The sequence below is a fragment of the Pacificibacter sp. genome, assembly GCF_039769035.1.
Taxonomy (GTDB): Bacteria; Pseudomonadota; Alphaproteobacteria; order Rhodobacterales; family Rhodobacteraceae; genus Celeribacter.
This window is the reverse complement of the sequence record NZ_JBDMZG010000088.1, coordinates 1-15237: the sequence shown is the minus strand read 5'-3', so window position 1 is coordinate 15237 and position 15237 is coordinate 1. Positions and strand designations below refer to the sequence as shown.

General features: G+C 54.6%; 13 protein-coding genes. 8 read left to right on the top strand and 5 right to left on the bottom strand.

The window, feature by feature from the left end; all coding sequences use genetic code 11:
* A partial coding sequence (locus ABF287_RS08410; protein WP_347184564.1) for a trypsin-like peptidase domain-containing protein occupies positions 1–1694 on the bottom strand: 1694 nt, incomplete at its 3' end.
* Positions 1695–2014: 320 nt separating this feature from the next.
* On the opposite strand from ABF287_RS08410, the gene ABF287_RS08405 reads away from it, so the two are divergent.
* The 8 genes from ABF287_RS08405 to glmM all read left to right on the top strand — a co-directional run bounded on the left by ABF287_RS08405 (position 2015) and on the right by glmM (position 12703).
* A complete protein-coding gene (locus ABF287_RS08405) occupies positions 2015–2956 on the top strand; it encodes a glycine--tRNA ligase subunit alpha (RefSeq protein ID WP_347184563.1) in 942 nt (313 codons plus the stop codon).
* Positions 2953–3489 (top strand): DUF6446 family protein, encoded by a 537-nt coding sequence (locus ABF287_RS08400; RefSeq protein WP_347184562.1) that lies wholly within the window; start codon positions 2953–2955, stop codon positions 3487–3489. Before ABF287_RS08405 ends, ABF287_RS08400 begins: the two co-directional genes overlap by 4 nt.
* Before the next feature lie 18 nt (positions 3490–3507).
* Entirely contained in the window at positions 3508–5736 is a 2229-nt protein-coding gene (gene glyS, locus ABF287_RS08395) for a glycine--tRNA ligase subunit beta (RefSeq protein ID WP_347184561.1), read from the top strand.
* 87 nt (positions 5737–5823) lie between these two features.
* A complete protein-coding gene (locus ABF287_RS08390) occupies positions 5824–8379 on the top strand; it encodes a putative PEP-binding protein (protein WP_347184560.1) in 2556 nt (851 codons plus the stop codon).
* Positions 8380–8570: 191 nt separating this feature from the next.
* Positions 8571–9251, top strand: a complete 681-nt coding sequence (locus ABF287_RS08385; RefSeq protein ID WP_347184559.1) for a cell wall hydrolase — start codon at positions 8571–8573, stop codon at positions 9249–9251.
* Between the two features lie 143 nt (positions 9252–9394).
* Positions 9395–10318, top strand: coding sequence for a dihydroneopterin aldolase (locus ABF287_RS08380; protein ID WP_347184565.1), 924 nt, complete (start codon positions 9395–9397; stop codon positions 10316–10318).
* A gap of 17 nt (positions 10319–10335) precedes the next feature.
* Positions 10336–11367 (top strand): dihydropteroate synthase, encoded by a 1032-nt coding sequence (folP, locus tag ABF287_RS08375; RefSeq protein WP_347184558.1) that lies wholly within the window; start codon positions 10336–10338, stop codon positions 11365–11367.
* Positions 11357–12703 carry a phosphoglucosamine mutase gene (gene glmM / locus ABF287_RS08370; protein ID WP_347184557.1) on the top strand — a complete coding sequence of 449 codons (1347 nt, stop codon included), beginning with the start codon at positions 11357–11359 and terminating at the stop codon, positions 12701–12703. The genes folP and glmM overlap by 11 nt, the downstream gene beginning before the upstream one ends.
* Before the next feature lie 60 nt (positions 12704–12763).
* Here the strand turns inward: glmM and ABF287_RS08365 are convergent, their stop codons facing one another.
* From ABF287_RS08365 to ABF287_RS08350, 4 genes are all read right to left on the bottom strand, one after another.
* Positions 12764–13135 (bottom strand): hypothetical protein, encoded by a 372-nt coding sequence (locus ABF287_RS08365; protein ID WP_347184556.1) that lies wholly within the window; start codon positions 13133–13135, stop codon positions 12764–12766.
* A gap of 158 nt (positions 13136–13293) precedes the next feature.
* Positions 13294–13872 carry a hemerythrin domain-containing protein gene (locus ABF287_RS08360; protein ID WP_347184555.1) on the bottom strand — a complete coding sequence of 193 codons (579 nt, stop codon included), beginning with the start codon at positions 13870–13872 and terminating at the stop codon, positions 13294–13296.
* Between the two features lie 87 nt (positions 13873–13959).
* Entirely contained in the window at positions 13960–14433 is a 474-nt protein-coding gene (locus ABF287_RS08355) for a tRNA (cytidine(34)-2'-O)-methyltransferase (RefSeq protein ID WP_347184554.1), read from the bottom strand.
* Positions 14434–14519: 86 nt separating this feature from the next.
* Complete coding sequence (locus tag ABF287_RS08350) at positions 14520–14999, bottom strand: RidA family protein (RefSeq protein WP_347184553.1); 480 nt, start codon at positions 14997–14999, stop codon at positions 14520–14522.
* Positions 15000–15237 lie beyond the last annotated feature (238 nt).

Below are 15237 nucleotides of genomic sequence, written 5' to 3'. Positions count from 1 at the left end.
TACTGTGCCAATGCGATGTCTGACATGCCGTCGTTTTGGGACACTGACGCCGTCACGCCGTTGTTTGACAAAAATTCGGACAGCTTTTCCATATCGTAGGCAAGTGCCACATCCTGTGGGTAGTTGCGCCCTGTATTTGGCATGGGCGCAAGCATGCCGATCACTCCGCCAGATGACGCCAGCACAGGCCCGCCAACTTCGCTATCGTATGTCGTTGTGACCATGGCCAAGCGCAACAGATCTTCTTCGCCGCCAAGACCGACATGTTCCGCGATGACGCCGTAGTTCAAAGAGGCGGAGCCAAGCCGGCCGTCAAACGGGTAACCCGCGACGGAGACTTCAGATTGCAGTCGTGGCAGACGGACGTCAAAATCGGCATGTGCCAGCGGCGAAAGTGCGGCCTCTGGTGCCAGCAAGGCCAGTCCGTCTTGTGTTGCAACAACAGTCGCGATGTCGCTGTCGTCAAGCTTGATTTGCGTGCACTGCGACACCAACGCGGCAGAGGTTAGGACATGGCCATTGGCGTTAACGTAAAACCCGGATCCGATCTTGTCTGCACGGCGGATGGTCAACCCAGCCAACAGATCAATATCTTGGGCCGCACCGTCCCCGTATGCATCGGGCAAGACTGCATCTGTTGCACTCCACGTGCGCATGGCTTCCAGCGCCATATCGCGGCGTTGATCGTCACCGTTTGGCCAAATAAGCGTAAAGCCTTTGACATGACCGCTGCGCAAGCGCGCTTCTGTGGTCGAGGACATGGAGCTGTCCGTCCCTGTCAGGGTGAAGCTCTTGGTTTTGCGTTGGCGCGGGCCTTCCAAAGGCACGATTTCAAGCGATTGCATGATATCGTAGAGGCCGCCAAGCGTCGCCTCGTCGCCGGTTTGGGAAATCAGCAGAACTTCAACGCCGCTGTTGTTCTTGGATTTATATTTGGCAAACGGCGGATTGTAAGAGTCAAACTCGACCAATCCCAAAGGCAACGTAATTGTCAGCCCTGCGGTGTCATCGGTCAGGCTTGTGAGTTGCAGACTGGAGACGATGTCGCGGTAGGACCCAACGACCTCGTCGCGTTGAGCTGTCGTCAAAATCCCCGTCGCTTCGTAACCTTTTGCAGCCTGCCACGCCGCCATCGAGCCACGTGTGCCACGGCCAAACGATCCGTCGATGGTGGATCTGTAAAATCCAGCAAACTTAAGCGCGACTTGCAATTCTTCACGGCCTGCGCGATCCAACGTTGCTTCGGACAAGCGTGCTTCCGCAACCGTTTCTTGCCGTGGGGCGTCCACCGCAACTGCTGCGGGCTGTGTGTCTTGCTGCACGACCACAGAAGGGGCCGCTGGCGTCACAGGGGTTACTGCGCCTAAGCTCCCCACCGGCCAGTAAGCTTGGCGATATGCTGTGCCATCTGACAAAAAGCTATCATTAGGGATCGCGCCTTGCGTTATCAGTATTTGACGCGCGGAATCTGCGGCGACGTCTGATGCATAGGGCCCAAGGGCGATGACGTGCCAGCGACCTTCAAGTTTAAAGCCAGCAACGTTTGGAAAGCTATTGGCATAACCGCGCGCGGCCTCGGTCGCGGTTGTCAGCGTCGGCTGCGCTTCAATTTGAATCCAAGTCTCGGCGAGCGCCGTGCCAGAGTACAACGAGGCCAACAGCCCCAATTTCATCGCAACCAAATAACGTTTCATCAACAAACCCTGCATTCTAAATGGGCATTTCGCCCTTTTTCTTCGTGCAAGACAAGAAAGCACAGGGCAGTTGGCGTCAATATCCCTAACGGTGATTTTCGCGGTAATTCCGCCTGCGTCACCCAAAAATCGCGTTCACATTTGCGTTGAACGCAAACTATCTTGGCAATCCGCCCATTCGACAGCTTTGGTATGGTGGCTTTCGATTGACGCCCCCGCGTGGCTTGCCTATTTAAAACCCGCATTCCGGATCACAGTCACGCGTTTTTGCGTTGCCAAGATATTCGATTGACCAGACACAAGACTGACAAGGGAACCCCATGTCGCAGACAGTTGATAAACCGCGCTCCTTTCAGGAGATCATCCTTAGACTTCAGGCCTATTGGGCCACAAAAGGTTGCGCCATTTTGCAGCCCTATGACATGGAAGTCGGGGCGGGGACATTCCACCCTGCAACAACCTTGCGCTCTTTGGGGTCAAACCCGTGGGCTGCGGCCTATGTGCAGCCATCGCGTCGTCCGACAGATGGCCGCTACGGTGAAAACCCAAACCGTTTGCAGCACTACTACCAATATCAGGTTGTGATCAAACCAAGCCCGCCAGATTTGCAAGAGCTCTACCTTGGCTCATTGAAAGCCATCGGGATTGACGCCGAATTGCACGACATTCGTTTTGTAGAAGACGATTGGGAATCTCCCACTTTGGGCGCTTGGGGCCTTGGTTGGGAAGTCTGGTGCGACGGCATGGAAGTGTCGCAGTTCACCTATTTCCAACAGGTCGGCGGCCACGATTGCACGCCTGTGTCTGGCGAGTTGACCTATGGGTTGGAACGTCTGGCCATGTACATCTTGGGGGCAGATCACGTGATGGACATGCCATTCAACGATCCGTCTTCGCCCACGCCTTTGACTTACGGTGATGTGTTCAAACAGACCGAAGAAGAATACGCGCGTCACAACTTTGATGCGGCCGATACTGAAAAGCTTCTCAAAAACTTTGAAGAAGCAGAAGCCGAATGCCACGCTTTGTTGTCCGTGCCTGCGGATGATCCCAAAACCGGCAAACGCATCATCATGGCGCACCCTGCCTATGATCAATGCATCAAGGCCTCGCATATCTTTAACCTGTTGGATGCGCGCGGCGTGATCTCTGTCACCGAACGCCAAGCTTACATCGGACGTGTGCGCACGCTGGCCAAAGCCTGTGCTGACGCCTTCGTTCAGACCAAGGCCGGAGGCTATGTGCCCGAGGCAGCCCAATGAAGGGGGCAATCGTGTCAGGCGGCATCCTTTTGACCACAGCGATTTTCGGGGCAGGGCTGTATTACAGCCAAGTCTACGCCTATTACGATCCGATCGAAGTCGGCTCGCCGGCTGCTGTTGTCACGGCCACAACCTTTGATGGCGCGTCCGAGGACATCTTGGCTGAAGAGTTCGAAGGCATCGATGCCGACACTTCGCCCAAGAAATACCGCTCCTGCTTTAAGACACCATTGTCGCAAGCCATGATGAGCGAAACATTCGAAGCCTACGCTGAACCAACACCTTTGGTTGCGCCCAGCTGGTTTGACTGCTTTGACGCCCAAAAGCTGACCGCTGACATCGAAAGCGGCGACGCCATGGCCTTTATGGGTACCGAAAACATCACCTACGGCGTCGACCGCGTTCTGGCCGTTTATGCCGATGGTCGCGCCTATGCTTGGCACCAAATCAATCACTGCGGTGAAACCGTTTTTGACGGCAATCCCGCGCCCGAAGGCTGTCCGCCAGCCCCAGCAACCAACGCTGGCCAATAGCCTTAAAGGATCACGACTATGCCCGATCTTCTGATTGAAATCTTTTCTGAGGAAATCCCCGCTCGCATGCAAAAACGTGCCGCTGAGGATTTGAAAAAATTGGTCACCAACGGACTTGTTGAGGCGGGTCTCACCTATGCTTCTGCTGGCGCTTTTGCCACGCCGCGCCGTTTGACCTTGTCCATCGAGGACCTGCTGGCCCAAAGCCCGACCACGGTTGAAGAGCGCAAAGGTCCGCGTGTGGATGCGCCTGAGAAAGCGCTCGCAGGGTTCTTGCGCGGCGCAGGCGTTGCCAAAGAAGACCTCGGCACGGTGGAAGAGAAAAAAGGCACATTCTATGTCGCCAAAATCACCAAAGAGGGCCGCGCCGCAGCCCCTATTATTGCTGAAGTTTTGGAAAAAACGATCCGCAATTTCCCATGGCCCAAGTCCATGCGCTGGGGTTCAGGCAGCTTGAAATGGGTGCGCCCGTTGCATTCCATCATTTGCGTTCTGTCTGCGGAAGATGGCTCAGAGGTTGTTGAGTTCGACATTGACGGCATTAAATCCGGTCGGTCCACGCGCGGGCATCGTTTCATGGCGCCTGATGCAATTGATGTGAACAATTTTGATGACTACGCCACCAAGTTGAAGTCCGCATATGTGATGCTTGATGCGACTGAGCGCGCCGATCACATCTGGCACGACGCCACGAACCAAGCTTTTGCGCAAGGTCTTGAAGTTGTCGAAGACAAAGGTCTGTTGGCCGAAGTTGCAGGGCTGGTCGAATGGCCTGTCGTGTTGATGGGCAACATTGGCGCTGATTTCTTGGACCTGCCGCCAGAGGTGTTGCAAACCTCGATGAAAGAGCACCAAAAGTTCTTCTCCGTGCGCAATCCTAAAACGGGCCGTATCGAGAAATTCGTGACTGTCGCCAACCGTGAAACGGCCGACCAAGGTGCTACCATTTTGGCGGGCAACGAAAAGGTTCTGTCTGCGCGCTTGGCAGATGCGAAATTCTTCTGGGACAATGACATCCGCACTGTGGAGCGCGAGGGCTTTGAGGCCATGGCCGCCCCATTGGCCAATGTCACCTTCCACAACAAACTCGGCTCGCAAGCGGAACGCATTGCGCGCATCGCAGCCCTGGCTCGCGACATCGCGCCTATCGTCGGCGCCGATGCAGATGAGGCTGAACTGGCCGCGAAAGTCGCCAAGGCCGATCTGTCGTCGGAAATGGTTTATGAGTTCCCAGAGCTGCAAGGCATCATGGGGCGCTACTACGCCAAGAAAGCGGGCTTGTCCGACGCTGTGGCTGACGCCTGCCGCGATCACTATTCCCCATTGGGGCCATCAGATGATGTGCCAACCGATCCTGTATCTGTTGTTGTCGCACTTGCCGACAAGCTCGACACGCTGACAGGATTCTGGGCGATTGATGAAAAGCCAACGGGGTCAAAAGACCCGTTTGCTTTGAGGCGTGCTGCTTTGGGCGTGATCCGTTTGATCCTGACCAACGATGCGCGTTTTGGTCTTGATCGGGTGTTTGATACGCAGTTGTTGGCACACCGTATCGCGGTGACTGACGAAAATGATGGTGTGATTGATACGCTGAAAGAAATTCTTGTTGAGATCGCCGATCACGGTCTGTTTGGCGCAGCCTTCAACGCGATTACAGACAAGCTTGATGATACTCAGACGGAGGCCGCAAAAGCTGCCACCAGCGGTTTGCCGGAAACGTCTGTTGATCTTTTGTCATTCTTCCACGACCGCCTGAAAGTCTTCCTCAAGGACGAGGGCGTTCGTCACGATGTGATCGACGCTTGTCTTGCGATGGATGGGTCTGACGACATCACGTTGTTGGTCAAACGCGCCCGCGCTTTGTCGGCAACTTTGGCCACAGAAGACGGCGCGAACCTGATCCAAGGGTTTAAACGCGCCAACAACATTCTGACGCAAGCCGAAGAAAAAGACGGTGTCGAATACTCTTACGGTCCTGACATCAAGTTCGCAGAAAGCGACGAAGAAAAAGCCCTGTTTGCGGCGCTTGATACTTCCGAGGCCGCGATCAAACCTGCGATGAAAACCGAAGACTTTGAAGCCGCTATGTCCGCAATGGCCGCGATGCGCCCGTCTGTAGACGCGTTTTTCGAAGCTGTTCAGGTGAACGCAGAAAGCGACATCTTGCGTCGCAACCGTTTGAATCTGTTGGGTCGTATCCGTGAAATCTGTCTCTCCGTGGCAGATTTGACCAAACTCGACGGCTAAAGCGTTAAAATTCGCGCGGGGGGCAACGTTTTGATTGCACCCCGCGCATCAAGGCGCTTAACCTGTCGACCCAAAGGGAGCGCCGCATTGCAGCAAAAAAATGATAGTCTCGGGTATACGCGCATTCGTCGCGTGGCCCCCATCGCAGTGAACACGCACGGTGGGCGCGCAAAATGTTTGCAGCGCCTCGTGCGCCTTGATTTGCCTGTTCCTGAAACTGTTGCCTTGTCCTTTGATGCCGTGCGTTCCTTGGCTGATGGCAAAGCGCTGGATATCAGTGCGCTGCTCAAAGTGTTTGGCAATACACCACTTTTGATCGTGCGCCCGTCTTCTGAAGACCCAGATTGGGGCGGCCCTGGCGCGATGCTTAATATTGGTATGAATGATGTGCGCCACGCCGAGTTGACGCAAATCTACGGTGATGAAGCCGCTGACGCCTTGTACCTGCGGTTTGTGCAATCCTACGCCATTCACATTGAGCGTTTGGACCCTGAAGAGTTTGAAACAGACAGTGGCACCTCAACCAGACAGGCGTTGAAAGACGCGCTCGATGCCTATGAAAATGAGACCGACGAACCGTTTCCGCAGGAAATTGAAGTTCAGTTGATCAAAGTGTTGCGGTCAATGGCACGCGCATGGAGTGGCACCACTGCGCGTTTGTTGCGCCAAGCCAAAGGCGCGCCGGCAGATGCTGGGTTGGGTCTGATTGTGCAGACCATGTCTTTCGGTGTTGGACCAGGTGAGTGCGGCGCGGGCGTGATTCAATTGATTGATGAGGAAACCGGTGCCCCATTGGTGCGTGGGCGTTACAAACGTCAGGCCCTTGGTCGGGATGCTTTGGCGGATCAATCCGATGTCATGTATTTGACGAAAGACAAGCGCGGTCCGTCGCTTGAAACCGATTGCCCTGCGTTGTTTGATCATCTGAGCGAGATTACGCAACTTTGCCGCGCCAAATTGCGTGAAGAAATGCAGGTGGAGTTCATCGTTGAGCAAGGCAAGCTCGCGGTCTTGGACGCCGTGCGTGTGCCTCGTTCCACGCGTGCAACCCTGCGCAGCGCTGTGCAACTTGCCGAAGACGGGATCATTCCAACTTCCGAGGCCTTGTTGCGCATTCCGCCACGGTCATTGACTGAGCTATTGCACCCGCAAATTGATCCCGCTGCAGAGCGATCCGTGTTCGCGAAAGGCATTGCAGCAAGCCCCGGTGGCGCTGTTGGCCGATTGGTGTTTTCGTCTGCGGCGGCACAATTGTCCGAAGCACGCGGTGAGGCCTGTATCTTGGCGCGTCGTGAGACGGCCCCCGAAGATATTCGCGGCATGCATTCTTCCGTTGGCGTTTTGACGGAACGCGGCGGCGTGACATCTCATGCGGCCGTGATCGCGCGTGGCATGGGCGTGCCATGTGTTGTTGGGGCGTCGATGACGATCAATTCGCGCAAGAAAACCATCACCAGTGCAAACGGCGAAACCTTGCACGAGGGCGATATGATCACGCTCGATGGCTCTAAAGGTGAAGCACTGATTGGCGAGACCAAAATGCTGCCGCCCTTTAAAGACCGTTGGTATTTGCAACTGATGGAATGGGCTGATGCCATTCGCGACATCGGGGTGCGCGCCAACGCTGATACGCCTGCCGATGCTGCTATGGCACGCGATTTCAAGGCGCAGGGCATTGGCTTGTGTCGGACCGAACATATGTTCTTTGAAGGCGATCGATTGACGGTGATGCGCGAAATGATTTTCGCCGCCACAGATGAAGATCGCCGTGAAGCAATTTCGCGGCTTTTGCCGATGCAACGGTCTGATTTCATCGAATTGTTCCGCATTATGCAAGGTCAGCCCGTTTGCATTCGTTTGCTTGATCCGCCGCTCCACGAGTTTTTGCCTTCTAACAGGGCAGGGGCCAAAGAGCTGGCCGAAGCCTTGGATATGCCGTTGTCTGACGTGACGCGCCGGATCGAATGGTTGTCTGAGTTCAACCCGATGCTGGGTATGCGCGGGGTGCGATTGGGCATTACGTTCCCGCAGATTTATGAAATGCAAGCGCGCGCCATTTTTGAAGCCACCATCGAGGCGTCGAAACTTGGCGATCCTGTGGTGCCTGAAATCATGATCCCCTTGGTATCCGCGATGCGCGAAGTGGAGCTGGTCAAAACCTTGGTGGATGGCGTTGCAGCTGCGGTGCGCAATGAAAAAGGCGCGGATTTCACATACCGCCTTGGGGTGATGGTTGAAACGCCGCGCGCTGCTTTGCGGGCACATGAAATTGCACAGCATTCGGCGTTCTTGTCCTTTGGGACGAACGATTTGACGCAAATGGCTTACGGCCTGTCGCGGGATGATGCGGGCCGATTTATGAACACCTATGTTCAGCAAGGCGTGTTCCCTGAAGACCCGTTCCACACACTCGATGTCGACGGCGTTGGCGAATTGCTGACCATTGGCGCAGCGCGGGGACGGCAGGCATCGCCGAACATCGTGCTGTCAGTTTGTGGTGAGCACGGTGGGAATCCCGAATCTATCGCCTTCTGTCGGGCCGCAGGATTTGACTATGTATCCTGCTCTCCTTTCCGAGTCCCTGTTGCGCGATTGGCCGCAGCACAATTGGTCGCAGCTGAAAGCAAGGTTTCGCCCAAGTAGGGTAAGTCGCTGTATCTACACAATTATAGGGGGTGGCCTCGCAGGCTTTAGGCGGGATTCGGTGTGCTTTTTATGCATCACGTGCTCGCTCCTGAGGGGTTGGGTGGACCTTTTGCACATTTTGGCCTATGTCAGCGACCGAAATGTTGTTGTCTGCTCAATTGGTGAGCAGGGTGTGAAAGTAGAACGTCATGAAAGCCAAATTTAAAGCTCTTGCACTCGGTGCCCTTGTTGGGGCTTCTGTTTTCGCTTTTTCTGCACAAGCTGACGTGACCTTTAGCTCGTCCAATGACCCGAATGTGGCCAACGACCGCGTTGCAAGGCTTCTAGAACTTGAACGTAAATCCATTAAAGCGATTGAAGCCGATACGGTTGCAAAGTTGCTGGCTAATTTCAAACCCGCGCCAAAACCAACTCCGCCAGTTCGCGTACAATATACACGCGATTTTTTGGCCGGTCTTCCTGTCGCAACAGGTGGCAAGGATCTGGAGTGTTTGACACAGGCTTTGTATTTTGAAGCGCGTGGCGAAAGCGTAAAAGGTCAGTTTGCAGTGGCCGAGGTGATCCTTAATCGCGTGTCGTCTTCAAAATTCCCAAACACGGTTTGTGGTGTTATTAACCAAGGCACAGGTAAAAAATACCAATGTCAGTTCACTTACACCTGTGACGGGCACGCCGAAGTTGTAAACGAAAAGAAAGCTTGGGACCGGCTGACCAAAGTCGCGAAGTTGATGTTGAAGGGCGCGCCGCGCAATTTGACTGGCGGGGCGACACATTACCACACAACTGCAGTGAATCCACGTTGGGCAAAAACTTTCCCACGCACGGCGGCAATTGGTGTGCACTACTTTTACCGGATGCCAAAAGCCTAAAGAAAAGACATCGTGGATGTTGTTCAACCCCGTCCTTTGGTCGGGGTTTTTTATTTTTAAGACAAATGGCTTGGAGCGGGGGCCTAAAACCGATAGCTAGGCGCCAAAGTTTGCGAACATTCGCGCCCCTAAGCAGAGCTGTCATAATGTCTGAAATCCACGTTGCATTTGAACACCCCGAAGCGCGTGCCGCCGCCACCGATGGTGGCAAGCCGTTGGACCGTATTTCGTTGCGCGATCATATCGTCGAGGTCGAAATTGGCGCGTTTCAGGCCGAACGGGGGATGTTGCAGCGGGTTGGTTTCAATATCGTTGTTGAATTGGCGCCGACAGTTGGTCCTATCGATGACGATGTTGACCGCATTTTGTCTTACGATGCGCTGACAGAAGCTATTCAAATTGAACTCGAAGCAGAACGGCTGAATTTGCTCGAAACGCTCGCGGAGCGCATCGCAAAGCGTATTTTGTCTGAGCCGCGTGCATTTCGGGTGTTTGTGCGGGTGGAAAAACTTGACCGTGGCCCGGGCGCTTTGGGTGTCGAGATTGTGCGTTCTGAAGATGACACGGATGGTCACGCGATGCCCATCAACGCGCCAGCGCCGCAGCCAACTATTGTGTTTTTGGGGCAAAACGCACTGAGTGCGCAGACGCTGGACCAGTGGATTGATGCTTTCGAAGCCGCAGACCGTCCGATAATTTTGTCTGTTGGTCTGCCGCAAGGGGCTTGGCCGCAAGCGACGACCGAAATCACACAGCGGCGGATCGACCTTTTGGCGATTGAACAAAACGCATGGATGCTTGCCGCGAAAGACGACCGTTGTGTTGTGCGGGCCTCGCGCACCGAATTGGATTGGGCGATGAAGCACGACCAACTGTCGGTTTGGGCCCCATCGAAAATGGTGTTGGACGCGGTGAATGGTCCAAAAGGTTCCGCCGTCGAAATGGCCGCGTGGCTTGGCTCTGAATTGAACGCTACAGAATTGTTGGTGATGGGCGAAGACCTGCCGCAAGACTGTAACATTCCAACGCGCACCCTTGACCTCAACGGCCCAGTCGCCCCCTTTTAGGCGACAAGAGGATTCAAATGCCGAACCTGAAACAATACCACCGCCCTTTGGTCCAACATGGACAACACCGCCCCGATGGCGCGTTCACCTTGGCCGGCGGCGCCATGTGGTTTAGCCACGTCGAAGTCTTGGCGCGTGGGCAGGCGCCGAAAACGATCGAAGCCGCGCAAGCGCCGCGTGAGATTTTGAACCGACTGACGGCACCGCGTACATCCTGTGCGGGGTTGGACATGACGCGGGTGAACGTGATGGGCATCCTGAACGTCACGCCTGACAGTTTTTCTGACGGTGGCATGTTTGATCGCCCAGAGACGGCCATCGACCATGCGCAAGCAATGATCAATGACGGTGCAGATATTTTGGACATCGGCGGCGAAAGCACACGGCCTGGGGCTGTTTATGTGACGCCAGAGCAAGAAATTGCCCGTACTGCGCCAGTGATCCGTGCCATTCGCACCGCCAGCGAGGTGCCGATTTCCATTGATACGCGCAAATCCTTCGTTGCTGATGCGGCCTTGCAGGCAGGGGCGAGCCTCGTGAATGATGTCTACGCCTTTACCCATGATCCCGCGTTGGCGCAGGTCGCCGCTGATGCTCAGGTTCCTGTATGTTTGATGCACGCGCAAGGGGATCCTGACGAGATGCAAAAGGATCCGCGTTATGCGAATGCCTTGCTGGATGTGTATGATTTTCTCGAAGCGCGGATTGAAGTTGCCGTGCGTGCGGGCATTCGCGCCGACCAAATCATCACAGATCCCGGCATTGGATTTGGCAAGACAGTCGCGCACAACTTAGAAATTATGAACCGTTTGTCTTTGTTTCACAGTCTGGGCTGCCCTGTTTTGCTGGGCGCATCGCGCAAGAGCTTTATCGGAGCTGTTGCGCAAGAGCCCGACGCGACCGAGCGCCTAGGTGGCTCGCTTGCAGTTGCATTGGCGGGCGTGGCGCAAGGCGTTCAAATCTTGCGCGTTCACGATATAAAACAAACAAAACAAGCGCTTGCTCTTTGGCAGGCGATGAGTAGTGGAGAATATAACGATGTCCCGTAAGTTTTTTGGTACCGATGGCGTGCGTGGTCGCGCCAACTCAAACCCTATGACGGCTGAGATGGCCCTTAAACTTGGGGCCGCTGCGGGGCGGTATTTCCGACGCGATGGCGGTGGCGCGCACCGTGTGATCATTGGCAAAGACACGCGCTTGTCGGGCTACATGTTCGAAACAGCCATGACCGCAGGATTTACCTCAACAGGCATGAACGTGTTCTTGCTTGGACCAGTTCCAACTCCGGCTGTTGGCATGATGACCACCTCCATGCGCGCAGATGTGGGTGTGATGATTTCGGCGTCTCACAATCCCGCAGAAGACAACGGGATCAAGTTTTTTGGCCCCGATGGGTTCAAACTGTCCGACGAGGCCGAGATGGAAATCGAGCGCCTGTTGATGGGGGACATCACACCGGCGCAGGCCAAAAACATTGGACGCGCCAAACGTATCGACGATGCGCGCTTTCGCTACAATGAACGGATCAAAGGCACGTTGCCGCGTGGCATGACTTTGTCTGGGCTCAAGGTTGTTGTCGATTGCGCAAACGGCGCCGCCCATAAAACCGCCCCTGAGGTTCTTTGGGAACTTGGGGCCGAAGTTATTCCTGTCGGAACCTCCCCGAATGGTCACAACATCAACGAAAATTGCGGCTCGACAGCACCTCGAACTGCTGCGGAAGCCGTGATTGCGCATGGCGCTGACATGGGCATTTGTCTTGATGGGGACGCCGATCGTGTGATGATCTTGGACGAACACGGTCAGGTTGCTGATGGGGATCAATTGATGGCGCTTTTGGCCAAAAGCTGGGCCGATCAAGGCAAACTACAAGGCGGCGCCTTGGTGGCCACGGTGATGTCCAATTTGGGTTTGGAACGGTATCTGGCCTCTGAAGGTTTGCGGTTGGAACGCACGGCTGTCGGAGATCGCTATGTTGTGGAGCGCATGCGTCAAGGCGGCTTTAACCTTGGTGGGGAGCAATCGGGTCATATCGTGATGACGGATTACGCCACCACGGGCGACGGTCTTTTGGCCGGCCTGCAGTTTTTGGCGGCGATGATTGCCAGCGGCAAGAAAGCGTCTGAGCTGGCGCGCACTTTCGAAACGGTGCCGCAGCTTTTGAAAAACGTGCGCTATGCAACTGGTCAAACGCCACTTAATGACGATGGTGTGAAACGGGCAATTGCTGACGCTGAACGCAAATTGGATGGCAACGGTCGCTTGTTGATCCGCAAGTCTGGCACCGAACCCCTTATCCGCGTGATGGCGGAGAGCGTGTCAGAAGCCACGATGAACGCAGCGGTCGACAATGTTGTTGCCGCAGTGGAAAAAGCGACACGCTAATTTATTGATATTAGAAACTAAAAGGCTCTTGGGGTTTTCTTCAAGAGCCTTTTCTATTTGCTACTGACCGGCTGAAAACGGGGACACGGCCATAACCGAGGCTGCGTTGAGCAGGGTCCAAACTATGGCTGTGATTTTGAGGCCCATGCCGCTGTTGGCCTTGGGCTTGGCGATCCAAACGGCGCGTGCCACGGCCAAAAGGTATAGCCCAAAGATGACAAATGCCGGTGCAATCAGCCCATAAAGTACAGGTACGAAAAGCATGACGATGACGATGGGTAAAAATAAAAGACCCGCCAAATAGTTGCCGGCCCAAAAGGTATCGCCAAGACCTTCTTGACCCTTGAGCAGGCTTTTCCAGAACCCAAGCGTGAACATCCGCGCGCGGTCGGCGTTGATCTTGTCGAGTTCACTGGGGGTGGGGTTGGTCATTGTTACGTCCTTTGAAACCTGTAGACACATTGGCTGCATCAAAGGTCGGGGGCAAGGCAGCATTGCTGGACGCGTTGTCGCGGGGTGTAATATATACGGGGGCGCATGGGCCCGCAAGAAAGCAGGCGCATACTGTTTTCAAATCAGAGTAGGTTACGCTAGCCACGCAATTGGTGGTGCAAGATGATCGGCACGACCAAGTCTTCTTCGTCCGCAAGGTGCCGCGCCAGCAAGACACTGAGCGCCTCGCCTGATTTCAACACCTCTGCGGCCTCGTCTGTCATGTCGTCAGGCGATAGGTGCGCCAATTGCACAGCGCGGTTGGCGTGGCGTTTGAAGGTATCAAGCGTGCTATCCAGCGCCTCGTGATCGGCCTCAAGCATATCAAGACCAGCCTCAAGACGTTCTTCCGCAGCAGACAGTTCGGGGAAAAACTTTCGGTCTTCCCACGTGTGATGCCCATGCAGATTGCGCAGCAAGCTATCGCCGTATTTCGTCAGGCGTCGCACAAATGTGCGATCATCGATGTCCCTGTTCAAAAACGCCTGCGTGTCTTCAGTCACGTAAGATGACAAAGCACGAAAGCCATTGTGAGCGCCCATCCAGTTTTGGATGGAGCGGGCGAAATTCGGGTGATTTGGCCACGCATCGCGTGGGTAATCCCGCAGGAGAATTTGAAACTCGGACGGAAGTTGCCCTTGAAACTGGTCCCCTCTGGTTTGAATGTTGTACGTCATGAGGGACAAATGGGGGTGCGTTATAATATAACAAGTGGCGAGCGCGCAGGGCCGTAATGCCCTAAGCGCATAGAGCGCTTGAAAAGGCTATCCCATCAACTGCGGTTTCATCGCTTGATAAATCACAGCCGTGGCGGTGTTGGCCAAGTTGAGCGAGCGTACAACAGGGTTGCGCATGGGCAGGTTGAATGTGCGATCTTCCATGCCGGACAGAATTTCCTGCGGCAGGCCTTTGGATTCACAGCCAAACACCAGATAGGCGTCGGCTTGATAGTCCGGCTCGTAAAAGCTTTTCGCGCCGTGTTCTTCAAAGAAATGCAAATCCTCGCGCGCGGGTTTGCGGTCATCAAGAAAGCTCTGCCAGTCGTCGTATTCCGTCAATTGCACATGCTGCCAATAGGTGGTGCCAGAGCGCCGCACGGCTTTTTCGTCCAATGAAAACCCCAAAGGCTTGATCAAAATCAGCTCCAACCCCAAAGCCACACAAGTTCGCCCAATAGCGCCAGTGTTGTACGGGATTTCAGGGGTCACAATGACCACTTTCATTTGCGGATCAGACATGAGGTGCTGGCTTTCTATGGGGCAGGGCGCGGAAACGGCGCATGTTGGCCCCCTGTTAGCCTAACTTTAGCGGTATTCCAATGACTTCACTGATCTTGTTTGATCAGCAATTCCCCTTCTATTTCCATAGCAAAGTTGAGGGGCAACCCTGAGACGCCAATTGCAGAGCGGGCATGTCGACCAATGTCCGTCCCAAAAACGTCGATGATGAGATCGCTGAAACCGTTCACAACGAGATGTTGCTCACTGTAGCCTGGGGCGGATGTCACCATGCCAAACACACGCACCCAACCAGTGACCTTGGACAATTCCCCAATTTCTGCCTTGATGTTGGAGAGCACAGTTAACGCAATTTCACGGGCTTCGTCATAGGCTTGAGCTGTTGTGAAATCGGTACCGACCACTCCAAAGGGTCCATCAATGGCACTCTTTGGTGACCCTGAAAAAAGCAATCGGTCGCCCCGAACGTTTATCAATACAAAGGGTAAATGCAGGCCTTCGGGCCTTTTTGACGGTTGCGGTAGAGTTAAACCGAGTTCTTCCAGTCTTTCTTCGGGTGTTGGCATTTTTCTCGCTTTCCCAATTATTCTTCAGGAAGGGTATCATGTTTTCTGAGGCGAGTCAGATTGGGGCCTAGCTGATGGTATGTTTTCTCAACAAAAAAGGCCCCGCAATCGTGCGAGGCCTTTCAAATGTCTTAGATCGTGAAAGCTTAGTTGCGCTCTTTGTCGACCATTTTACCAGCTGAAATCCAAGGCATCATGCCACGGAGTTTCGCGCCTGTTTCTTCGAGCAGGTGCTCGT

Excerpts from the sequence above, each read along its gene's own strand:
- ABF287_RS08365 (WP_347184556.1), bottom strand. The coding sequence starts at position 13,135 with ATGACCAACCCCACCCCCAGTGAACTCGACAAGATCAACGCCGACCGC.
- ABF287_RS08405 (WP_347184563.1), top strand. The coding sequence starts at position 2,015 with ATGTCGCAGACAGTTGATAAACCGCGCTCCTTTCAGGAGATCATCCTT.
- ABF287_RS08400 (WP_347184562.1), top strand. The coding sequence starts at position 2,953 with ATGAAGGGGGCAATCGTGTCAGGCGGCATCCTTTTGACCACAGCGATT.
- ABF287_RS08385 (WP_347184559.1), top strand. The coding sequence starts at position 8,571 with ATGAAAGCCAAATTTAAAGCTCTTGCACTCGGTGCCCTTGTTGGGGCT.
- ABF287_RS08350 (WP_347184553.1), bottom strand. The coding sequence starts at position 14,999 with ATGCCAACACCCGAAGAAAGACTGGAAGAACTCGGTTTAACTCTACCG.
- glmM (WP_347184557.1), top strand. The coding sequence starts at position 11,357 with ATGTCCCGTAAGTTTTTTGGTACCGATGGCGTGCGTGGTCGCGCCAAC.
- ABF287_RS08360 (WP_347184555.1), bottom strand. The coding sequence starts at position 13,872 with ATGACGTACAACATTCAAACCAGAGGGGACCAGTTTCAAGGGCAACTT.
- ABF287_RS08355 (WP_347184554.1), bottom strand. The coding sequence starts at position 14,433 with ATGTCTGATCCGCAAATGAAAGTGGTCATTGTGACCCCTGAAATCCCG.
- folP (WP_347184558.1), top strand. The coding sequence starts at position 10,336 with ATGCCGAACCTGAAACAATACCACCGCCCTTTGGTCCAACATGGACAA.
- glyS (WP_347184561.1), top strand. The coding sequence starts at position 3,508 with ATGCCCGATCTTCTGATTGAAATCTTTTCTGAGGAAATCCCCGCTCGC.